Source organism: Sphingomonas sp., from assembly GCF_036388215.1.
GTDB lineage: Bacteria > Pseudomonadota > Alphaproteobacteria > Sphingomonadales > Sphingomonadaceae > Sphingomonas.
This window is the reverse complement of sequence record NZ_DASVSH010000012.1, coordinates 154,087-174,686: the sequence shown is the minus strand read 5'-3', so window position 1 is coordinate 174,686 and position 20,600 is coordinate 154,087. Positions and strand designations below refer to the sequence as shown.

At 67.4% G+C, this 20,600-nt stretch carries 20 protein-coding genes; 7 read left to right on the top strand and 13 right to left on the bottom strand.

From position 1 onward, the window contains the following. Genes nudC through VF617_RS06260 form a run of 3 tightly spaced genes read right to left on the bottom strand, consistent with a single transcriptional unit; the run spans position 1 to position 3,157 of the window. Positions 1-870 (bottom strand): NAD(+) diphosphatase, encoded by an 870-nt coding sequence (gene nudC / locus VF617_RS06270; protein ID WP_331014006.1) that lies wholly within the window; start codon positions 868-870, stop codon positions 1-3. Then, positions 867-2,120: a serine hydrolase domain-containing protein gene (locus VF617_RS06265; RefSeq protein WP_331014005.1), complete on the bottom strand. Its 1,254-nt coding sequence runs from the start codon at positions 2,118-2,120 to the stop codon at positions 867-869. The genes nudC and VF617_RS06265 overlap by 4 nt, the downstream gene beginning before the upstream one ends. Beyond that, entirely contained in the window at positions 2,120-3,157 is a 1,038-nt protein-coding gene (locus VF617_RS06260; RefSeq protein WP_331014004.1) for an A/G-specific adenine glycosylase, read from the bottom strand. The genes VF617_RS06265 and VF617_RS06260 overlap by 1 nt, the downstream gene beginning before the upstream one ends. A 28-nt stretch (positions 3,158-3,185) precedes the next feature. Here VF617_RS06260 and VF617_RS06255 point away from each other — a divergent pair, with 28 nt between their 5' ends. From VF617_RS06255 to VF617_RS06245, 3 genes are read left to right on the top strand one after another with little or no spacing between them, the layout of a single operon-like run. Next, on the top strand, positions 3,186-3,725 hold the full coding sequence (locus VF617_RS06255) for a DUF721 domain-containing protein (RefSeq protein WP_331014003.1): 540 nt from the start codon (positions 3,186-3,188) through the stop codon (positions 3,723-3,725). Between the two features lie 50 nt (positions 3,726-3,775). Then, on the top strand, positions 3,776-4,525 hold the full coding sequence (locus tag VF617_RS06250) for a thioredoxin domain-containing protein (RefSeq protein ID WP_331014002.1): 750 nt from the start codon (positions 3,776-3,778) through the stop codon (positions 4,523-4,525). A 21-nt stretch (positions 4,526-4,546) separates the two neighbouring features. Next, complete coding sequence (locus VF617_RS06245) at positions 4,547-7,951, top strand: chromosome segregation SMC family protein (protein ID WP_331014001.1); 3,405 nt, start codon at positions 4,547-4,549, stop codon at positions 7,949-7,951. Between the two features lie 8 nt (positions 7,952-7,959). Here the strand turns inward: VF617_RS06245 and VF617_RS06240 are convergent, their stop codons facing one another. The 5 genes from VF617_RS06240 to VF617_RS06220 are packed head-to-tail and all read right to left on the bottom strand — an operon-like array spanning position 7,960 to position 13,126. Further along, positions 7,960-9,075, bottom strand: coding sequence for an alpha/beta hydrolase (locus VF617_RS06240; protein WP_331014000.1), 1,116 nt, complete (start codon positions 9,073-9,075; stop codon positions 7,960-7,962). A 23-nt stretch (positions 9,076-9,098) separates the two neighbouring features. Then, positions 9,099-10,130 carry a glycosyltransferase family 4 protein gene (locus VF617_RS06235; protein WP_331013999.1) on the bottom strand — a complete coding sequence of 344 codons (1,032 nt, stop codon included), beginning with the start codon at positions 10,128-10,130 and terminating at the stop codon, positions 9,099-9,101. After that, a complete protein-coding gene (locus tag VF617_RS06230) occupies positions 10,127-11,692 on the bottom strand; it encodes an alpha-amylase family glycosyl hydrolase (RefSeq protein ID WP_331013998.1) in 1,566 nt (521 codons plus the stop codon). The genes VF617_RS06235 and VF617_RS06230 overlap by 4 nt, the downstream gene beginning before the upstream one ends. Beyond that, positions 11,689-12,804, bottom strand: coding sequence for a glycosidase (locus VF617_RS06225; protein ID WP_331013997.1), 1,116 nt, complete (start codon positions 12,802-12,804; stop codon positions 11,689-11,691). Before VF617_RS06225 ends, VF617_RS06230 begins: the two co-directional genes overlap by 4 nt. A gap of 28 nt (positions 12,805-12,832) precedes the next feature. Beyond that, positions 12,833-13,126, bottom strand: coding sequence for a chorismate mutase (locus tag VF617_RS06220; RefSeq protein ID WP_331013996.1), 294 nt, complete (start codon positions 13,124-13,126; stop codon positions 12,833-12,835). Positions 13,127-13,200: 74 nt separating this feature from the next. On the opposite strand from VF617_RS06220, the gene VF617_RS06215 reads away from it, so the two are divergent. Beyond that, entirely contained in the window at positions 13,201-14,226 is a 1,026-nt protein-coding gene (locus VF617_RS06215) for a polyprenyl synthetase family protein (RefSeq protein WP_331013995.1), read from the top strand. A gap of 18 nt (positions 14,227-14,244) precedes the next feature. Continuing rightward, a complete protein-coding gene (locus tag VF617_RS06210) occupies positions 14,245-15,081 on the top strand; it encodes a hypothetical protein (protein ID WP_331013994.1) in 837 nt (278 codons plus the stop codon). 11 nt (positions 15,082-15,092) lie between these two features. On the opposite strand, the gene VF617_RS06205 is transcribed toward VF617_RS06210, so the two are convergent. Continuing rightward, positions 15,093-15,299 carry a hypothetical protein gene (locus VF617_RS06205; protein WP_331013993.1) on the bottom strand — a complete coding sequence of 69 codons (207 nt, stop codon included), beginning with the start codon at positions 15,297-15,299 and terminating at the stop codon, positions 15,093-15,095. Positions 15,300-15,353: 54 nt separating this feature from the next. On the opposite strand from VF617_RS06205, the gene hrpB reads away from it, so the two are divergent. Both hrpB and VF617_RS06195 read left to right on the top strand, forming a co-directional pair. Beyond that, entirely contained in the window at positions 15,354-17,786 is a 2,433-nt protein-coding gene (gene hrpB / locus VF617_RS06200) for an ATP-dependent helicase HrpB (RefSeq protein WP_331013992.1), read from the top strand. Between the two features lie 35 nt (positions 17,787-17,821). Further along, the gene (locus VF617_RS06195) at positions 17,822-18,103 is read left to right on the top strand and encodes an ETC complex I subunit (protein ID WP_331013991.1); all 282 of its coding nucleotides are present in this window, start codon (positions 17,822-17,824) and stop codon (positions 18,101-18,103) included. Here VF617_RS06195 and VF617_RS06190 read toward each other — a convergent pair. Genes VF617_RS06190 through VF617_RS06175 form a run of 4 tightly spaced genes read right to left on the bottom strand, consistent with a single transcriptional unit; the run spans position 18,100 to position 20,598 of the window. Then, a complete protein-coding gene (locus tag VF617_RS06190; RefSeq protein WP_331013990.1) occupies positions 18,100-18,618 on the bottom strand; it encodes an NUDIX hydrolase in 519 nt (172 codons plus the stop codon). The two genes, VF617_RS06195 and VF617_RS06190, sit on opposite strands and share 4 nt — an antisense overlap. Then, a complete protein-coding gene (locus VF617_RS06185; protein ID WP_331013989.1) occupies positions 18,615-19,286 on the bottom strand; it encodes a TPM domain-containing protein in 672 nt (223 codons plus the stop codon). The genes VF617_RS06190 and VF617_RS06185 overlap by 4 nt, the downstream gene beginning before the upstream one ends. Then, entirely contained in the window at positions 19,286-20,110 is an 825-nt protein-coding gene (locus VF617_RS06180) for a TPM domain-containing protein (protein WP_331013988.1), read from the bottom strand. The genes VF617_RS06185 and VF617_RS06180 overlap by 1 nt, the downstream gene beginning before the upstream one ends. Continuing rightward, positions 20,107-20,598, bottom strand: a complete 492-nt coding sequence (locus VF617_RS06175) for a TPM domain-containing protein (protein WP_331013987.1) — start codon at positions 20,596-20,598, stop codon at positions 20,107-20,109. The genes VF617_RS06180 and VF617_RS06175 overlap by 4 nt, the downstream gene beginning before the upstream one ends. Positions 20,599-20,600 lie beyond the last annotated feature (2 nt).

The following is a 20,600-nucleotide window of genomic DNA, read 5'->3' as shown; positions in this document are numbered from 1 at the left end:
TCAGGCTCCCTCCATCCATGCCGTGAGCAGCGTGTGGGCGATGGCGTAAGGCGGCGGGGCGATGAAGCCTGCATCCGGATCGCCGGCCAATGCGCGCTGGACCTGATCGCGTGTGAACCAGCGGGCATCTTCCAGTTCGTTGGCATCGAGCGTGATCGCATCGTCCTCGGCCACGCCGATGCACGCGATCATCAGCGACGACGGAAAGGGCCAGGGCTGGCTGGCGATGTAGCGCACGTCGCGGACGCGGACGCCGGCTTCCTCATGGATCTCGCGCCCGACGGCGTCCTCGATCGATTCGCCGACTTCGAGGAAACCGGCCAGCGCCGAATAGCGCCCCCGCGGCCAGGGCGGCTGGCGGCCGAGCAGCACGCGCTCGCCCAGTTCGGCGAGCATGATCACGACGGGATCGACGCGCGGAAAATGCTCGGCGCTGCATGTCGGGCAGCTTCGCCCCCAGCCGGCGCGGAAGATCGAGGTTTGTGTGGCGCAGACCGCGCAATAGCCGTGGCGGGCGTGCCAATCGATCAGGCTGCGAGCGGCGGCATAGAGCGCGGCATCTTCGCGGCGAAAGCGATCGAGGATCGCGAACAGCGCCATCGGGCGACCGACCGGAGCAGGCTCGCCGGCAGGAAGCGCCGAGGCGAAACGTGGCGCACCGCGATCAAAGCCGAGGAACAGCAGTTCGCCCTGCGCGGCGGCGAGGCTGGTCCAGACCAGCCGGTCGTCCGCGCCGAGCTCGGGATCAAGCCCGTTCAGCACGAGCAGCCGCGCCGTGGGATCGGCGATAGCCGCGGCGAGCAGCTCCGGATCGTGGCGGACGCGATCGGCTCGGTCGAGCGTGCCGCCGGTGAAGCCCGGCGGAGTCACTTCCCCAGATCGGCGAAGATCGCCCTGGTCGTATCCTTGCGCAGCGGCGTATCGCCGAACAGGTTGATCATCACCGTGACGCGCAATTTGTGGACCGGATCGACCCAGCCGATCGTGCCGGCCGCGCCGCCCCAGCCGAAGGTGCCCCTGCCCGCGCCGCCGGGCGCATCGGCGAGATAGACCGATCCGCCCGCGCCGAAACCCAGCGTGACGCCGCTCTCGCGATTTACATTGAGCAGGCTCGCATCGGCGCCTGCGGGAAGCAGGTTCGACATTGCGAGCCGGACGGTCTGGGGCTTGAGGATGCGCGCCCCGCCAAGCTGGCCGCCGCTCAGCAGCATGTGGAGAAAGCGGTCATAATCGCGCGCCGACATCACCAGTCCCGCGCCGCCATAGGGGAAGCTGGGGGGCGTGAGCCAGGCCGAGGTCTTGCCCGGATCCATGACGACGCGGGTCCCGCCCAGAGTGGCGAAATTGTCGGCCAGCCGGGGCGCTTCGCTGGCCGGGACGGTCCAGTAGCTCGACTGCATCTTTAGAGGGGCGAAGATGCGCGTGGTGACGAACCGATCGAAGGGCATTCCGCCCGCGACTTCGATCACGCGGCCAAGCACGTCGAGCCCTATCGAATAGCTCCACTTGGCGCCCGGATCGGCGATCAGCGGCAAACTCGCGACGCGATTGGCGAATTCCTCAAGGCTTGCGGGCCGGGCCGGGCGCGAGCGAACCTCGAGCGCGGCGCTGACCGCGGCGGGATTGATGCCGAGCCGGTTGTATTCGTTCAGCAACGGCCCCTGGGTAATGATGTTGTAGCCGAGGCCCGCCGTGTGCGTGAGCAAGTGGCGCACAGTGATCGGGCGTGCGGCGGGGCGGCTCTCCAGCCCCTTGGCCGGATCGATCAGCACCTTCATGTCCTTGAAGGCCGGGATATATTTGCTGATCGGATCGTCGAGGCCGAGCTTACCCTGTTCGATCAGGATCATCGCGGCGATGCCGGTGATGGGCTTGGTCATCGAATAGATGCGCCACAGGCTGTTTTCATCGGCGGCCGGCGAATGCGCATCGTTGCCGATCCGGCCGCGAGCAGTGATCGCGGGCGCGGCATCGCCCCGCCCGACCGCAACGACGATTCCGGGCACCGAGCCCTGGGCGACGAGGCGATCGGCGACCCCCGCGATCTCGGGCGCGCGCTGCGCGGCGGCCGGCACGGCGAATGCCAAGGCCGCGATTAGTCCGAACCCGATTGCGCGCATCAGTACCTCCCGAAAATCCGTGCCGCCTTCGCGAACACCGTGGGCAGCCCCGCCGATTCGATTTCGGCTATCGGCCACCATTCACCGTCGGCGATTTCATGCCCCCCGCTTTCGGCAGCCGCAAGGGCAAGTTGCAGATTGAAATGGGTAAATCCATGTGCGGCGGTCTCGTCGCGCATTTGCCACCCGGCGGGAGCGGGCGCGCCTTCGAGGCCGGGCGGCGTATGGGCCCACGGCCCGGTGGGGAGTGCGCGCATCCCGCCGAGAAGGCCCTTTGCCGGGCGGCGGACGAGGAGCACCTGCTCGCCCCGCGTGAGCCAGAAGATCGTGCCGTAGCGCTGAGGCTTTGCGGCTTTCGCAGCCTTGACGGGATAGGCCTCGGGATGGCCGCTGGCGAACGCCGCGCAATCCGGGCGCAGCGGGCAGAGCAGGCAGCGCGGGCTCCGCGCGGTGCAGATGCCGCTTCCCAGATCCATCATCGCCTGGGCGAAATCACCGGCGCGGGATTGGGGGGTGATCGAGTCAGTGAGCGCGTGGATGCGCTTCTTCGCGCCCGGCGGCGGATCGGCCAGCGCGAACAGACGCGCCACGACGCGCTCGACATTGGCGTCCACCACCACGGCGCGCTGGCCGAATGCGATCGCCGCGATCGCAGCCGCGGTATAGCCGCCGATGCCGGGGAGCTGGCGCAATTCGGCTTCGGTGCCCGGCAGTCCGCCCAGCGCGGCAACCGCACGCGCGCAGGCGAGCAGGTTTCGCGCGCGGGCATAATAGCCAAGCCCTGCCCAAGCGGCCATCAGCTCGCTGTCGTCCGCCGCCGCCAGCGCATCGAAGCTCGGCCAGCGTGCGGTGAACTTCTCGAAATACGGGCGCGCGCTGGCGACCTGGGTTTGCTGGAGCATGATCTCCGAAAGCCAGACGCGATAGGAATCCGGAGCGTTCGTACCCGGCGGCGCGCGCCAGGGCAGATCGCGGGCATTGGCATCGTACCAGGAGAGAAGGTCCACAGCGATTGCGCGAGGCTTGTTGTCGGGCACGCCCCGGCTATGGCATGGACTACATGCAATGACGAAGCCCCCCCGCGCCACTACGCGCCAGCCCAAGCCGGCAGCGCCGCCGCAGCGATCGAACCGCGCGCGATCGGTGGCCGAATTGCTGCCCGATGTCGGGCGCGCGACGTTTCGCAAATTCGGTTTCGTCCAGCATTCGATCGTCAGCCGCTGGGCGGAGATCGTCGGAGAGCGCTATGCCCGCGTCTCCGCCCCCGAATCGATCCGTTTCCCGCAAGGCAAGCGCGCGGAGGGCGTGTTGGCCCTTGTCGTCAGCGGCGCCCACGCCCCGATGATGCAGCATATCGCCCCCGAGATCGTCGAGCGCGTGAATCGCTTCTTCGGCTACACCGCGGTCGCGCGGCTCTCGATCCGGCATGGCGAAGTGAGGAAGCTGGACAAGCCGGTGCCGCCCCCCAGCCTGAAGCCCCTTTCCGAGGAAATGGGCGACAGCTTGCGCGGGATAGTCGATGCCGAATTGAAAGCGGTGCTGGAAGCCCTTGCCGCGGGCGTATCCGCGAGCGACGATAAACCCAAGATCGCCAAGATCGACTGACCCTATCGACTGACTCTGCCCGCCACGACCATTCGCCTGGAGAGAAGAATATGCGTTTCGCTTTTGCCCTGATCCCGCTGCTGGCGCTCGCCGCGTGCGGCGGCGACGATGCCAACAACACCGCCCCCGTGGTTTCGAGCACGGCGGTGGCCCCCGCCCCCGCCCCGACGGGCCAGGCCTGGGCCGATATGGTCGCGAAGACGCCCGAGGCCGGATATGTCCAGGGCAACCCCAATGCACCGATCAAGCTGGTCGAATATGGCTCGCGCGGATGCCCGGTCTGCGGCCGCTTCGCCGCCGAGGGCATGGAGCCGCTGCGTTCGAAATATATCTCGACCGGCAAGGTAAGCTATGAGTTTCGCGACTTCCTGGTCCATGGCGCGCCCGATCTCGCCGCAGCCTTGCTCAATCAGTGCGTGCCGACCGAGGCATTCTTCAATGTTCTCGACCAGCTTTTCGCCGGCCAGGCGCAGTTTGAAGAGCGTCTGATGACTCTGCAACGCTCGAACCCGCAGCTTATCCAGCAGCTCCAGACGCTGGCGCCGCCCCAGGCGGCGGCGGGCTTTGCCGATGCGCTGGGCTATGTCGAATTCATCAAGCAGCGCGGCGTGCCCGAGGCAAAGGCGCGCGCCTGCCTGGCAGACCAGAAGGCGATCGAGGCGATTTCGAAGATGCATGCCGATGCGGTCAACCAGCAATTGCCGGGCACGCCGACCTTCATGATCAACGGACGCGTCGTGCCCAACGCCTCGAACTGGAGTGCGCTCGAGCCCGCATTGCAGGCGGCCGGCGCACGCTAAGCCCGGAGGCGGGGGCCGGACATGCAGATCAAGCGGCTGCGGCTGACAGGCTTTAAAAGCTTCGTCGACCCGGCCGATCTGCGAATCGAAAAGGGGCTGACGGGCATCGTCGGCCCCAACGGCTGCGGCAAATCGAACCTGCTCGAAGCGCTGCGCTGGGCGATGGGGGAGAACAGCGCCAAATCGATGCGTGGCGCTGGCATGGAGGACGTGATCTTCGCGGGCACCGCGACCCGGCCCGCGCGGGATTTCGCCGAAGTATCGATCCTGGCCGAGCAGCCGGGGGACGATGAGCTCGAAGTGGTCCGCCGGATCGAGCGCGGCGTGGGATCCGCCTATCGCATCAACGGCCGCGACGTGCGCGCCAAGGACGTGGCGCTGGCCTTTGCCGATGCGGCCACCGGGGCGCACAGCCCGGCGCTGGTGAGCCAGGGGCGGATCGGATCGATCATCGCGGCCAAGCCGGCCGAGCGCCGCGCGATGCTGGAGGAAGCGGCGGGGATCGCGGGGCTGCATGTGCGCCGCAAGGACGCCGAGCAGAAATTGCGCGCTACGGAAGCGAATCTCACCCGGCTGGACGAAGTGATCGGGGACCAGGAAGCGCGCGCCGCCGCGCTGAAGCGCCAGGCGCGGCAGGCCGAGCGCTATCGCGAGCTATCCGCCAAGATTCGCATTGCCGAGGCGCGGATGATCTTCGCGCGCTGGCGCGATGCGGCGGCTGCGGCGGACGCGGCCAAGGCCGAGGCCAATGCGGCGCAAGCGCGCGCGACCGAGCGGACGCGCGCGCGGGAGGACGCCGCGACGGCGCAGCAGCGCGCCGCCGAGGCGCTTGCGGGAGCGCGCGCCGATGCGCTTGCCGTTCGCGACCGCGCGACCGAGGCGATGCACCGGCTCGCGACGCTGCGCAGCGAACGCGCGGCGGTGGAGCGGCGGATCGGCGAGCTGAAGGATGCGGAGCAGCGGCTGGCCGAGGACCGCGGGCGCGAAGGCGCGCTGGCGCGTGACGCGGCCGAGGCGCTGGCGCGGCTGAGGGAGGAGCAGGAAACGCTGGATGCGCGCATCGCCGCCTCCACGGTCCGGGTGCCCATGCTCGACGCGGCGCTTGCGGAGGCCGAGCGGGCCGCGCGCGATGCCGAGGTCGCACTAGCCCAGGCGCTCGCCGCGCAAGCCAGCGAAGCGGCCGAGGCGCGCGTGGCGGAGGCGGCGCTGGCTGCGGCGCGCACGCGTGTCGAGCGAAGCAATCGCGACCGCGCCCGGATCGACGCGGAATGGCGGGCGCTGCCCGATGCGGAGCCGCTCAAGGCGGAAAAAACGCGGGCCGCCGACGCCCGCGCCCAGGCGCTGCGCCAGGCGGAGAGCGCGCGCACCGGCCTGGCGCGTGCGGATGCCGAAGAGCGATCTGCCATCGAAGGCCGCAATAGGGCCCAGGCCGCGCGGGCCTCCGCGCATGCCGAACTGGCACAGCTCGACAGCGAATCGCAAGCGCTCGCCAAGGCGACGCGGCCTTCGGACAAGGATCGGCTACTCGACAAATTGAAGGTGGACGCGGGCTATGAGCGCGCGCTGGCGGCGGCGCTGGGCGACGATCTGGAGGCGGGGCTCGACCAAAGCTCCGAGCGGTATTGGGCGGGAGCCGAGCCGCAGCCGGGCGACCCCGGCGCGCCGCAAGGCGCGACGCCGCTCGGCGGACACGTGACGGCGGCGCCGGGGCTGGCGCGGCGGCTGGCGCAAGTGCTGGTGGCGGAGAGCGATACCGGGCAGCCGCTCGCGGTGGGGCAGCGGCTCGTGACCCTGAGCGGAGTGCTGCGGCGCTGGGACGGCTATGTCGCCAAGTCCGGCGGGGCGGCCGCGGCGGAGCGGCTGACGCGGGTGAACCGGCTGGCGGCGATCGAGAAGGCCCGGCCCGCTGCGGTCCGCGCTGTCGAGGCGGCCGATATGGAACTGGCGCGGATCGAGGAAGTGATCGCCGAGGCGCGCCGCGCCGCCGCCGATTGCCGCCGCGTGCTCGATCATGCCGAGAATGCGGGACGCGAAGCCGGGCGCGCGGAAGATCGCGCGACGGGGCAGCTCGAACGGCTGGATTCGCAGCGCTCCGATCTCGAGGGGCGTCGTTGCCGGATCGCGGCGGAACAGGATGAGTCAAGCGGCGAGCTCGCGCGGGCCGAGGCCGCCAGGGCCTCGCTTCCAGACGGCAGCGCCACGCGAGACGGAGTCGCCACGCTTTCGGCCGATGCGGAGATCAAGCGCGGCGCCTCGGCGAGCGCCCGCGCCGAGCGCGGCACGCTGGAGCGCGAAATCGCCCAGGCGCGCGAACGGCTTGCGGCGGCTCAGGCAGAGGCGAAGAGCTGGAAATCGCGTGCTGGCGAGGCCGCGCGGCGCAGCGGCGAGATGGACAGGCGCGCGATCGAATTGGCCGAGGAAAGCGAGCGGCTGGCCGGTCGCCCTGCCGAACTGGATATGCAGGTGGCTGAGGCGGAGGCCGAGACCGAAGCGGCTCGCAACCAATCCGCCGCGGCGCAGGCCGCCGAACGCGACGCCGAGACGGCGCTGCGCGAGACCGAAGGCGCAGTGCGAACGGCGAACGAGGCCTTGGCCCAGGCGCGCGAAGACCGCGCCGGCGCATTGGCGCGTGCCGAAAACCAGGAGGCGCGGCGGATCGAAATGGGGCGGTTATCGGGCGAGCGCTTCGAATGCCCGCCCCCGCTGCTGCCCGAAAAGGCGGGGTTCGACGCGGAGACGGTGCGCGAGCCGCAGGATGAATCCGCCGCCCATGAGCGGCTGAGCGCGGAGCGCGAGCGGATCGGGCCGGTCAATCTGGTGGCGGAAACTGAGCTTGCCGAACTGGAAGCGGCGTTCACTGCCAACGCTCAGGAACGCGACGAGCTGGCGCAGGCAGTCAATCGCCTTCGCGGAAGCATCGGAACACTGAACCGGGAGGGCCGCCAGCGGCTGCTCACGGCGTTCGAGGCAGTGGATCAGCACTTTCGCCGGCTATTCACCACCTTGTTCAACGGCGGGCAGGCGCATCTGGAGCTGGTCGATTCGGACGATCCGCTCGAGGCGGGCCTCGAGATCATGGCGCAGCCGCCGGGCAAGAAGCTCCAGTCGCTCACGCTGCTTTCGGGCGGCGAGCAGGCGCTGACCGCGGTGGCCCTGATCTTTGCGCTGTTCCTGACCAATCCCGCGCCCATCTGTGTGCTCGACGAAGTCGATGCGCCGCTGGACGACGCCAATATCGAGCGTTTCTGCGACCTGCTCGACGCCATGACCCGCGAGACGGCCACGCGCTACCTGATCGTCACGCACAACGCCGCCACGATGAGCCGGATGCACCGATTGTTCGGCGTGACGATGGTCGAGCAGGGCGTGAGCCGGCTGGTATCGGTCGATCTGGGCGGGGCGGAGACTTTGCTGGCTGCGGAATAGGCTCTGAGCTAGGCTTCGGCGAAGGCGGCCAGGCGCGCGTTATACAGATCGGAACGCTCGACCGGTCCCATGTGATTGACCCCCTCGATGATCTCCAGTTGCGCGCCGGGAAACCGATGGGCGATGGTTTCACTGGCCTCGGCCTTGGTGACGATATCCACGCCGCCGCCCAGCACGAGCGCCGGCACCGTCAGGTTCGGCATTCCCGCCGAACCGTCCCAGCGGATCATCGCCAGATCGCCCCGCGCGCTGACGGCCGGCCAGGCGCGCGTCAGCAGCAGCGCGACATGATCGAGCTGGCTCCGCGTCACGAAGCGCCCGAAGCCGAAGCGCGCGCTTATATGAGTCGAGCCACTGAGATAGCTCTGCCACGATGCGAGCCAGACCAAGGGCGCCAGCCAGATCGTGAGATACAGCATCGGCACGATCAGGGGTTTGCGCAGCGCCTGCAGCAGGCCGCTGAGGATCATCGTCTTGAGCGGATTGGTATAGGTGGTGTTGAACAGCGCAACCCCGGCCACCTTCTTGAAGGCCTGTGGATCGTCGCGCGCGAGAGTCTGGATGATCATCCCGCCGATGCTGTGGCCCACCAGGATCGGGCGCTGATCGCCGACCTGGGCCATCACGCTCTTGAGATCGCGCGCGAAGCCGCTCAGGCAGATTTCCGAATCGTCCCGCTGGGACAGGCCGAGGCCCGGCAAGTCCCATACGAGGACGCGAAAGTTCTTCGCCAGATCGCGCTTCGCATAGTTCCAGATCGTGCTGTCCATCGACCAGCCATGCGTGAGGACGATCGGCTGGGCGGTGACTGCGCCATATTCCTCGAGATAGATCGTCGCTCCGGTCTCGCTCTGAATCGTGCGCCCTTTGCCCCGCGTGGCGTGGGTGGGGTCCGTATCGCCCTTGGCGAGAAGCAAACGGGTGACGAACCGCCCGAAAAGCGACCATGCGAGCAGTGCTGCGCCGAGCCAGAGGCGCCAATCCTCCCGGTGGCGGCGAATCACCCCGTCAGCGTCGCGCAGCGGGTCTCCCTGATACCATTCCCACAGGAAATAGCCGGCCAGGGCGAGAATCACGAGCGACAGCAGCGCGAAGATGAAGCGAAGAAACAGGAATATCGGCAAGACGGCTCTCCCGGGGGGATGCCCTAACCATCCGCCGGACACAGCGTTCCGCAGTGCAATATATGTTGGTAAAGTTGAATATAGCGGTCGGCCATCGCCTCGACCGAGAAGCGCGCTTCCACTGACCGGCGCGCGGCGGCGCGATCGATGCCGGCGATCTGGCCGAGGGCGGCAATCGCCTCCTCGGCCGACTCCACGAGCAGGCCCGTCACCCCGTGGTCGATCAGTTCGGGCATGCTGCCGCGGTCGATCGCGATCACCGGAGTGCCGCAGGCCATCGCCTCGATCACCGACAGACCGAAGGGCTCATCGAAATTGATCAGATGGAGCAGCGCTTGCGCGCTCCCAAGCGCCCGCAGCCGCGTCTCGCCCCCGACCGCGCCATGATAGACGATACGATCGTCCAGGTGCGGGGCGACTTCACGGTCGAAATAGCCCTGATCCTGGATGATGCCGTACAGATTGAGCCGCTGCCCGGTCGCTTGCGCCACTGCAATCGCTTGGGCCGCGCCCTTGTCGGGGTGCATGCGGCCGAAGAACAGCAGATCCTCGCCCCCATCGGCAACGAACGGGAACTCGTCGAGGCGGATGCCGTGATGGATCGTGGCGGCATATTTGAGGCTCGGATGCCGATCGGCATCGCTGATCGCGACGAAATGGACGCGGTTCTCATAGGGCTTGTACATCGGCAGGATGCGGTCCGACGAGAAGCCGTGGATGGTCGTCACCATCGGTGTCTGGACCAGTCCGCTAAAGGCGTGGGCGGGAAAATCGGCCTGGTTGTGGATCAGGTCAAATTCGCCCGCGCGCTCGAACACGTGCGCGAGATGGGCATATTCCCAGACCTTCGCGTCGATGCCCGGGTCTTCCTCGTAACTGCGCGGCACCACGCCGGCGAGCGTGGCCGACGTGATCGAATCCTGCGTGGCGAACAACGTCACATCGACGCCGCGCGCGACCAGCGCCTCGGTCAGCAAGCTGGTCACCAATTCCCACGGGCCATAATGGCGCGGCGGAGTGCGCCAGGCAATCGGAGCGATCATCGCGATCTTCATCCGAGGATATAGCCTTCATTGGGCCCAAGGATCGCGGGATCGCTGCCGCCCCGGGCAGCGGCGAGCACCGATAGCCCCTCGGCCCATTCGGGGATGGCGAAGCTTTGCGGCGTGACGCCGAGATTGAGGACGATCAGCAAGCGATCCTGGCCGAGGCGGCGCTCATAGGCGAGCAGATCGCCGTCCGCCTCGATGCCGTGATAATCGCCCAAGGCGAGCGCGGGATGCTGGTGCCGCAGCGCGAGGAGCCTTTGCGTGAAGCGCCACATCGAGCGTGGATCGCCCTGCTGGGCGGCCATGTTTCGCGCGGCCCAATCGGCGTGGAGGGGCAGCCAGGGGCTGCCGGTGGAAAATCCGGCATTGGCGCTCGCATCCCAGGCCATCGGCGTGCGCACCGGATCGCGGCCCATGCCGATGCCGGGCTCGTTGAGCTCGCGCGGGTCCTGCACCAGTTCAGCCGGGATCGGCACGTCCTCCATGCCGATCTCGTCGCCATAATAAAGCGTCGGCGTGCCCCTGAGCGTCAGGAGCAGCACCATCGCGACGCGCGCCTGATCCGCACCGACCCTGGTGGCGATGCGCGGGCGATCGTGATTGCCGAGCACCCAATTCGGCCAGCCCCCTTGCGGCAATGCAGCCTCGTAGCGAGCGATCTTGCGAGCGAGCGAGCGCGCGTCCCAGCGCGCGCCGATCAGCTGGAAGTTGAAGGGCAGATGGACGCCGGGGCTTTCGGGCGTGCCGTAATAAGTGACGAGCTTGGGCACGGGCAGGTAGATCTCGCCGATCAGCACGCGGGCTCCGTATTCGTCCGCGATCCGGCGCATTTCCGCTGCTATGTCATGAACTTCGTCCTGATCGGTCGAGTATTGCTGGTGGACTGTCATGTACTCGGGCCAGCCTTCCTGCCAGTCCGGGTTGACGGGATTGTCGGGGAAGTCCCGGTGCTTGATCATGTGCCACAACACGTCGATCCGGAAGCCGTCGATCCCGCGCTCGAACCAGAAGCGCAGCACGTCCATCATCGCCGCGCGGACCTCGGGATTGCGCCAATTGAGGTCGGGCTGTTCCTTCAGGAAGGCGTGGTAATAATATTGGCCGGTGGCCTCGTCATATTCCCAGGCCGGGCCGCCGAAATCGCTGATCCAGTTATTGGGCGGGCCGCCGTCTGGCCTTGGGTCGCGCCAGAGATACCAGTCACGCTTGGGATTATCGCGCGAGGCGCGGCTTTGCTTGAACCAGGGATGCTCGCTGGAGGTGTGGTTTGGCACGAGATCGAGCAGCAGCTTGAGGCCGCGATCGTGCGCGGCCTTGAGCAGCGAATCGAAATCCGCAAGCGTGCCGAAGCGCGAGTCGATTCCGCAATAATCGGCGACGTCATAACCGAAGTCCGCCATCGGGGAGGGGAAGATGGGGGATATCCAAATCGCGTCCACGCCAAGCGCCTTGAGATGGTCGAGGCGGGACTGGATGCCTTGCAAGTCGCCAATGCCGTCGCCGTTCGAATCCTGAAACGAGCGGGGATAGACTTGGTAGATCACCGCGGATTGCCACCATGCGCTCACGCGAACCGCTCCTTGGAAATGTGGGTGATCCGGCACGCCAAGTCCGCTTCGCCGCTCGCCACGATATAATGATCGCCCGCCTCGGCCACGCCGGTGGTGAAGACGACGGGGGTGGGCAGATACATCTGGTGCGCGATATCGGCGGTCAGTTCGGGATTGGCCTCAAGCAGCGGAATTTCATCCTCCAGCCGGAGAATCTTCGAAGGATCGTCGCGGTCGAGCAGCGCCCAGAAGCTGCGATAGATTCCGACCGAGCCATGTTTCTCTACCCCATGATAGATCATCATCCAGCCTGCGGGCGTGAGGACCGGCTGGCTGCCGCCGCCGATCCGCTGGGAGCTGCTCGTGCCCTTGCGCGCGCGGATGCCGGGCGTGTCGAGCGGCTTCCAGTGCAGCCCGTCAGGCGACTGCGCCATGTTGATCGAGGGGCCGCCGAGCCATTCGCTATGCTCGGGATAGGCGAAATAGACTTCGCCCAACGGTCGGGTGAGCGCCATGAATTTGCCCCCGACCTTGCCTTCGAACAGCAGCATGTCCTTGTTCTGGTGATCGAGCACGATTCCGAGCAGCTTGTAATCCAGCCCGTTCACCGAGTGGTACATCGCAGTGCAGTGCCGCTCGGCCGAGACACCGCAGACGGTCATCCACCAGCTACCGCCGACCAAGCTGATGCGCGCGTCCTCTACGCCATAGTCCATGAACGAGGCCGAGGGCTCGATCGCCTTTTCGTAGTGCACCTTGACGATTTCTCGCGCGTCTCCGCTGATCTCGACTGGGAGCAGCCAGGAGAGCGACGTGAGCCCCAGCAGGCGCGGGTGGCGATCCTTGAGCGCGAATTGGCGCGGATCGCCGATATCGAGGCCGTGGAGCGGATGCCGGTCGAGGAGGTAGCCGTCCGGCGTCCAGCGGATCGCCCGGGCGCAGTCGCCATCCACCGGCTCGCGCAATGCCTCGGCCACGCGGACCATCAGCAACAGATTGCCGTTTGGCAGCCGCGCCAGCCCCGGATTGAACGCGCCGAGAACATAAGTCGGCTCGCCGATACCGCGACGCAGCGGCGAACGGGTCAGGTCCACATCGTCCGGACGGAAGATCAGATAATCGTCAGTCAAGCGCTTCCCCTGATGCCTGCCAACGGGATCAGGCAGCGCCGGTTCCCCCGCGCGCCTGTTCGTGGTGGCGGATCACTTCGTCGATGATGAAGCGCAGGAACTTCTCGGAGAATTCGGGATCGAGATCGGCCTGTTTGGCGAGCGCGCGCAGCCGGGTGATCTGGGCCTCCTCGCGGCCGGGATCGGCGGGGGGGAGTCCGTGCGTAGCCTTGTACGCGCCCACCGCCTGGGTGACCTTGAAGCGCTCGGCCAGCATATGGACCAAGGCCGCATCGATATTGTCGATGCTCTGGCGGAAGCGGGCGAGCGTGTCGTCTGACATGACTTCTCTTTGCTCGGGGCTTGGCGGCCACGCAAGCCTTGCCTTTGCCGGCGTCCCGCGCCACAGGCCCTCGCATGAGCGCGACAGTTCATCACCTGGGCGGCCACCGTATAGGCAATTCGCAGCCATCGCTCGATCCGATGCTGGCTCTGGTCGCCAACGATCTCAACCTCGTCAACGCGGTCATCCTCGATCGCATGCAATCGAACATTCCGCTGATCCCCGAACTCGCCGGCCACTTGATCGCCGGCAGGGGCAAGCGCATGCGGCCGATGCTGACGCTGGCGAGCGCGCAGCTGCTGGGGTATTCTGGCGCGCGCCATCACAAGTTGGCTGCCTGCGTCGAGTTCATCCACACCGCGACCCTGCTGCACGACGATGTGGTCGACTCATCAGACCTGCGCCGCGGCAAGCGCACCGCCAACATCATCTGGGGCAATCCCGCGAGCGTGCTCGTCGGCGATTTCCTGTTTTCGCGCAGCTTCGAGCTGATGGTCGAGGATGGCAGCCTGAAGGTGCTCAAGATCCTGAGCAATGCGAGCGCCGTGATCGCGGAAGGCGAAGTCAACCAGCTGACCGCGGTGCGCCGGCTCGATATTTCGGAAGAGCGCTATCTCGACATTATCGGCGCCAAGACCGCGGCCCTGTTCGCCGCCGCATGCCGGATCGCGGCTGTGGTCGCCGAACGCGGCGAAAGCGATGAAGCCGCGCTGGACGCCTATGGCCGCAATCTCGGCATCGCATTCCAGCTCGTCGATGACGCGATCGACTATGTTTCCGACGCCAGCACCATGGGCAAGGACGCGGGCAATGACTTCCGCGAAGGCAAGATGACGTTGCCTGTCATCCTTGCTTATGCCCGCGGCAATGAGGAGGCGCGGGGCTTCTGGAAGGAAGCGATCTCGGGGCGGCGCATCGCCGACGCGGACTTCGCCGAAGCCGTCCGGCTCGTCCAGTCTAGCCACGCCGTGGACGACACGCTGGCCCGCGCGCGCCATTACGGCCAGCGCGCGATCGACGCGCTGGGCGGATTCGCGTGCGGAGCGGCCAAGGAGGCGATGGTCGAAGCGGTCGAGTTCGCGGTGGCGCGGGCTTACTAGCCCGGATAGACTTGGCGCGTGCCGAGCCTGACCACATCCCTGATCGCGGGCGTGCTCGCTTTTGCCGTGGTGGCTAGCCAGAACGCCTCGCCGGAAGACGCCCGCCAGCGGCTCGAATCGCAAAGGCGTGAATTGCTCGCCAAGCTCCAGGACAAGAACTGGATGCAAGACCCGACTCGCGCGGCCCTGTCGCGCCGCCATGTCGAGCGGCACTGGAAAGCCTGTGCCGAGAACGAAGCGCTCGCCCAGGCCAGGGATTCCCAAAGACCCGCGCGGCTGCTTGCCGAATCCGCGCTTGCCGCCTGCCGCCCCTGGCAAAGCGCACTCGAACTCGCGCTCGAGAAAGGCGCCTATCCCTATCGCGAGGGGCCCAATGCGCGTCCGCTCGCCTCGCGGAGCGACATGGTCGAAGCGGCGCGGCTAGCCGCGCTGGATGCAGCGCTGGCGCGCATCATGGCGTGGCGCGGCATCGGGCCGGCGCCGGTCGTGCAGGCATCGACAGCCCTGCCGCGCGCCGATTCGCGCGGCAGGATCATTTCCAGGCCCGCGCCCATACCGCAAAGGTTTGCGCCGCCGGAGCCGGAAGCGACGCCGACTCCGTCTCCTGCCAGCGCAAGCGGGGACGAAGAGGCGGTGATCGTCGTCACGGGCCGCAGCGGCGAATGCAGAGTGCGCCTTGCCGATCGCACGCTCAGCGAGAGCCAGCTAGCGGCGAAGGCGCGCGGTTGGATAGCCTCGGGCACGGCGCTCAAGGTCATCCGCCCGCGCGGCTCGGATTATCGCTGCATGGCGAAGATCGCGAGGCGGCTCAGCCAGCACGGCCTGCGCCTGTTCGACTTCGTAGAAGCTCCGTAAGCGGCGGCCTTCTACTCCTCGGCCACTTCATCCTCGTCCACCGCGAGCGCATCTTCCTCGTCGGTGTCGAGCAATTCCTCGATCGCCTCGACAATCAGGTCGAGCTGCTCGAAGCTCGCTGTGAAGTCTATGGTCTCGCCGTCATCGTCCTCGAAGCTGAGAGTGTAATCGCCTTGCCCGTCGGGCGTGATCGTGAATTGTGAAAGCGTGCGCGCCATGTCCATCTCCTTAGCTTGCGCCAAACCCGGCTTTGCGGAATTGGTTGCAGTTCGATGAGCGATCCGCTGCCGATCCATGCCGTGCTGCCCGATCTGCTCGCCGCATTGCGGGGGGCGAGCAACGCCGTGCTGGTTGCCCCGCCAGGCGCGGGCAAGACGACCGCCGTCGCGCCGGCACTGCTGGGCGAGCCATGGTGCGGCGGCGAGATCCTGCTGCTCTCGCCACGACGGCTGGCCGCGCGGGCGGCCGGCGAGCGGATGGCGAGCCAGGCGAATGAAAGCGTCGGCAACACATTCGGTTATGCCACGCGGCTGGACAGCAAGCGATCGGCGGCGACCCGGGTCACGGTCGTCACCGAGGGAATCTTCGTCAATCGCATCCAGGCCGACCCCGAACTGGCGGGCGTTTCCGCCGTGCTGTTCGACGAAGTGCATGAGCGCAGCCTCGACAGCGACTTTGGGCTGGCGCTGGCGCTCGATGCACAGGGCGCGCTGCGGCCGGACCTGCGGCTGGTGGCGATGTCCGCGACCTTGGATGGGTCGCGTTTCGGCGTGCTGATGGGAAACGCGCCGGTGATCGAAAGCGCCGGGCGGAGCTATCCGCTGGAGCTGCGGCATATCGGCCGGGCGGCGGACAGCCGGATCGAGGATTCCATGGCCGCCGCGGTCCGCACGGCGCTGCGCGAAGCGGAAGGCGGAGTGCTCGCCTTTCTACCCGGAGTTGCCGAGATCGAGCGCACCGCCGAGCGACTTGAAGGCCTGGCCGGCGTGGTGCTCCACAAGCTGCACGGCAGCATGGACCCGATCGCACAGCGCGCCGCGATCGCCCCTGATCTGCAAGGCCGCCGCAAGCTCGTGCTTGCCACATCGATCGCCGAGACTTCGCTTACGCTCGACGGCATCCGCGTAGTCGTCGATTCAGGGCTGGCGCGCCGTCCGCGCTACGATCGCGCGGCGGGGATGACGCGGCTGGTGACCGAGCGCGCAAGCCAGGCATCCGCCACGCAACGCGCGGGCCGCGCGGCGCGGCAGGGACCGGGGATAGCCTATAGGATGTGGGAGGAAGCCGCCACAGCGGGGCTGCCGCGCTTCGATCCGCCCGAGATATTGGAAGCCGATCTCTCCGCGCTGACACTCGATTGCGCGCTTTGGGGCGTGAGCGATCCGCGCGAACTGGCCTGGCTCGATCCGCCCCCCGATGCAGCGATTTCGGAAGCGCGGGCGAGGCTCACGGCGCTGGAAGCGCTCGATACCGACGGCCGGCCGACTGCGCATGGCAAGGCGATCGCGCGGCTCCCGCTGCCGCCGCGGCTGGGGCACATGCTGGTGCGCGCCGGCGAAATGGGGCTGGCGCAGACCGCCGCGCAAGTCGCCGTGCTGCTCGGGGAGCGCGGGCTGGGCGGGAATGACGCCGATCTCGAACTGCGGCTGCGGCGGTGGCGCGGCGAACGGGGCTCAAGAGCAGAAGGATCGCGGCGGCTGGCCGAGCGCTGGGCCAGGCTCGTCTCGGGAAGTGGCGAAGGCAATGTCGCGACCTGCGTGGCGCTTGCCTTTCCCGATCGCATCGCCAGGCGTCGCGACGCCTCGGGCGAGACCTGGGTTTCCGCGGGCGGACGCGGCTTCAGGCTCGACCCCGCCTCGCCGCTGGCGCGTGCCGAATGGCTCGCGGTCGCCGAGACACAGGGCATGGCATCGGGCGCGCGCATCCTGTCAGCCGCACAGATCGACCCGGCCACGGTCGAGGCGATGTTTCCCGAGCGCATCGAGACGCGGCGCAGCGTGCGCTTCGATCCCGCCACAGGCCGCGTCGAGGCGCTTCGCGAGCGGCGGCTGGGCGCGATCCGGCTTTCGAGCGGGCCCGATTCGGCCGCGAGCGCGCAGGAGATCGAGGCGGCGCTGCTCGAAGGCGTGCGCACGCATGGGCTCGCGCTGTTGCCTTGGTCCGGAGGGGGCGATGCGCTGCGGACACGCGCAGCCTATGCCGGCATCGAGGCGCTGGGCGATGCGGCGCTGCTGGCCGCGCTCGACGACTGGCTTCCGCCGGTATTGGCGGGCAAGCGCCGGCTGGATGCGATCGAGCCCAGGGCGCTGACCGAGGCGTTACAGACCCTGGCGGGATGGGATGCGATGCGCGCGATCGACAAGGCCGCGCCGGCGCGCTTCGAAACGCCCGCCGGTTCAAGCCATCCGATCGACTATGCCGCCGAGGCCGGCCCCACTGTGGAAGTGCGCGTGCAGGCGCTGTTCGGGCTTTCGGCGCATCCGATGGCGGGAAACACGCCGCTGGTGCTCAGCCTTACTTCTCCCGCGGGACGGCCAATCCAGACCACGCGCGATTTGCCGGGCTTTTGGGCGGGGAGCTGGACGGCTGTGGCCAAGGAAATGCGCGGCCGCTATCCCCGCCACCCCTGGCCCGACGATCCCGGTTCGGCCTCCGCAACACTGCGCACCAAAAATGCGGATGCAAGGGCGTCGTCTACGCGCTAAGGCGCGCTACGGCACCAGCGGCCAACGGAGAATCCATGAAGACCGCGCGCATCTTTCAGAAGCCGAAGAACTCCATGCAATCGGGGCGCTCGCGCACCGATTCGTGGATTCTCGAGTTCGAGCACCAGAAGGCGCAGGAGCCCGATCCACTTACCGGCTGGACGGGCGGCGGTGACACGTCGAACCAGGTGCGGATCAATTTCGAGACGCTCGAAGCCGCCAAGGCCTATGCCGAGCGCGAAGGCTATGCCTATCACGTCGTGCCCGCGCCCGAGAGGAAGCTGAAGCTCCAGGCCTATGCGGACAATTTCCGCTAAGCGCTGAGCAGGCTTTCCGCGAGCACCAGCAGGATCTTCACATCGATCGCTGTGCCTTCGGAGCGCTTGGCGGCGATGAAGGCGGGCACGCCCGCGAGCGGCACGCGGTGGACGATGATGTCTTCGCCGCTGACACCTCCCCCTTCGCCGATCCGCGTCAGCCCGCTCGCTCGAACCAGCGTGAACCCTTCGGTGACCATGCCCGGGGAGGAATGGAAGAAGCCCAACTCTTCCACCGCCGTGCACGAATAGCCCGTCTCTTCCTCAAGCTCGCGGCGCGCAGCGTCCGTAACGGTATCGCCGGCATGCTCGTCGCCGATCAGGCCGGCGGGCAGTTCGATGCAACGGCGGCTTAGCGGCACGCGATATTGATCGATCAGCAGGACATGCCCGTCTTCGATCGCGACGATGACGACGGCCTCGATTCCGCGGGCGCGCGAGACGAACTCCCAGCTACCCTGGCGCAGCGCCGTGATCCACTTGCCCTGCCAAGCGATTTCCCGCTTCTCGCTCATAATTCGATCAGTCGATCGGGCAGTTCGTTGGTATCGCCCTGGCTGCGCGGGAAATGTTCGGCGAGGACCAGGCCGATCCGTGCGACGGCGTCAGCCATGCCTTCGCCCGGCTGGCCCGCGCGCACCTTTGCGAGCAACGCCGCCATGGCTGCGCCCCAGACGTCGGGCGCCACCTTCGAATGGATCGATTCGTCAGCGATGATCTCGGCGCGGCGTTCCGCCAGGCTCAGATAGAGCAGCACGCCCGTCGATGCCTTGGTGCGCTTCTCGGCGCCTGTGCGAAACAGCTCCACGGCCCGGCGCCGGACGCGGCGCGCCTTGGTGGTCCCCGGCGTGAGGAACAGGCGAAGCGCGTCGATCGCGAGCAGCAGCCGCACGCCAAGAAATTTCGCCGCGGCGACGATCAATGCGACCGTCAGATACCAGCCTGGCGGCACGCTTTCCGCCCAGCCATCGACCAGCCTGGCGTACAGCCATTCGGCGGGCCAGGGCTGCCAGGCGAGCAATGCCAGTGCAAGCAGCATGGCGAGCACGGCCCAATGGAGCGCCACGTCGTGATAGGCGTCCGAGCGCGCGGCCACGACGGTTACGATCTCGCCATCGGTCGAGAGTTCGGCCTGGGTGACCGCGGCAGTCACCGCGGCATGATCCGCTTCGCTCAACAACATCACCAGCTCCCCGAGGCGCCGCCGCCCCCGAACGATCCGCCGCCGCCCGAAAAGCCGCCGCCACCGCCGCCCCAGTCGCTGCCGCCGCCGCCCCAGCTCGATCCGCCGCCCGAGCTGCGTCCTATCTCGTTAGCGATGCTCCACAGTACGATCGGCCATGCGCCCCCATCGTCATGGTAGCGCCGCCCGCGTCGGCGGCTGCGCATCATCGGGATGAGCACGAACAGGAACACGATGCCGATGAAGATCAGCCCGAACGGAAAGCCCCCGCCGCCCCGATTTGCCCGGCGCTTCGGGGCGCTCTTGTCCGCCGCCGCCTTGGCTCGCGCTTCGGCGGCCTCCAGCGGCAGCTTCATCTGCTCGCCGATTGCCTGCGCACCCGCGACGATCCCGCCGGGCATGTCGCCTGCGCGGAATCTCGGCAGGATAGTGCCGTTGATTATGTCGCTTGAAAGCCCATCGGTCATGATCGGTTCGAGTCCATAGCCGACTTCGATCCGCACTTTCCGATCCTTGGGCGCGACGATCAGGATGATCCCGTTATTGGCGTCTTTCTGCCCGATCCCCCAGGCGCGGCCCAGGCGATAGCCGTAGTCTTCGATCTCATAGCCTTCGAGATCGGGTATCGTCGCCACGACGAATTGACGAGTCGTGGTCTTGTTGATCTCTTCGGAAAGCCGAGTGATCTGCGCGACCTGCTCGGCGCTCAAGATCTTCGCCGCATCCACCACCGGCTCGCGATCACGCTTCGGGAAATTCTGCGCATGGGCGGACAGCGGCGCGAGCGCGAACAGGAGGATCAGGAACCCACGGACCATTGTCATGAACTGATCTCTCGAATGATTCCCTCGCCGCCCGCAAGCACGCCTTCGACCATCTTCTGTTCCCTGAAGCGCGGCAGGATCGCAGCCTGGATGATCGCGCCGGCTTCCGGGTTTGTCAGGGTCTTTTCGAGCCCCTTGCCCACTTCGATCCGCACCTTGCGTTCATTGGGCGCGACGATGAGGAGCACGCCGTCGTCGAACCCCTTGCGCCCGATGCCCCAATAGTTGCCGAGCGTCAGGCCATAATCCTCGATCGAATGCCCGCCCAGGCTCGGCACGGTCACGACGATGAACTCGTGCTTGGTGCGCATTTGCACGCTGGCCAACTGGGCTGAAAGCTTGGCCTCCTGCGTCTGCGGCAGCAGATCGGCGCTATCGACCACGCGCCCCGTCAGCGCCGGAAACGCATAGCCGGCTGGCGGGGCCTTGGGCGGCGGCGGCGCGGCGTTGCAGGCTGCGAGCGCCCCGCAAAGAAGGAGCGCGTTCACCC

What these genes read in the sequence shown, in the direction of transcription:
- VF617_RS06265 (WP_331014005.1), bottom strand. Translation starts at nt 2,120, where the DNA reads ATGCGCGCAATCGGGTTCGGACTAATCGCGGCCTTGGCATTCGCCGTG.
- VF617_RS06255 (WP_331014003.1), top strand. Translation starts at nt 3,186, where the DNA reads ATGACGAAGCCCCCCCGCGCCACTACGCGCCAGCCCAAGCCGGCAGCG.
- VF617_RS06250 (WP_331014002.1), top strand. Translation starts at nt 3,776, where the DNA reads ATGCGTTTCGCTTTTGCCCTGATCCCGCTGCTGGCGCTCGCCGCGTGC.
- VF617_RS06245 (WP_331014001.1), top strand. Translation starts at nt 4,547, where the DNA reads ATGCAGATCAAGCGGCTGCGGCTGACAGGCTTTAAAAGCTTCGTCGAC.
- VF617_RS06235 (WP_331013999.1), bottom strand. Translation starts at nt 10,130, where the DNA reads ATGAAGATCGCGATGATCGCTCCGATTGCCTGGCGCACTCCGCCGCGC.
- VF617_RS06220 (WP_331013996.1), bottom strand. Translation starts at nt 13,126, where the DNA reads ATGTCAGACGACACGCTCGCCCGCTTCCGCCAGAGCATCGACAATATC.
- VF617_RS06215 (WP_331013995.1), top strand. Translation starts at nt 13,201, where the DNA reads ATGAGCGCGACAGTTCATCACCTGGGCGGCCACCGTATAGGCAATTCG.
- VF617_RS06205 (WP_331013993.1), bottom strand. Translation starts at nt 15,299, where the DNA reads ATGGCGCGCACGCTTTCACAATTCACGATCACGCCCGACGGGCAAGGC.
- hrpB (WP_331013992.1), top strand. Translation starts at nt 15,354, where the DNA reads ATGAGCGATCCGCTGCCGATCCATGCCGTGCTGCCCGATCTGCTCGCC.
- VF617_RS06195 (WP_331013991.1), top strand. Translation starts at nt 17,822, where the DNA reads ATGAAGACCGCGCGCATCTTTCAGAAGCCGAAGAACTCCATGCAATCG.
- VF617_RS06190 (WP_331013990.1), bottom strand. Translation starts at nt 18,618, where the DNA reads ATGAGCGAGAAGCGGGAAATCGCTTGGCAGGGCAAGTGGATCACGGCG.
- VF617_RS06185 (WP_331013989.1), bottom strand. Translation starts at nt 19,286, where the DNA reads ATGTTGTTGAGCGAAGCGGATCATGCCGCGGTGACTGCCGCGGTCACC.
- VF617_RS06180 (WP_331013988.1), bottom strand. Translation starts at nt 20,110, where the DNA reads ATGACAATGGTCCGTGGGTTCCTGATCCTCCTGTTCGCGCTCGCGCCG.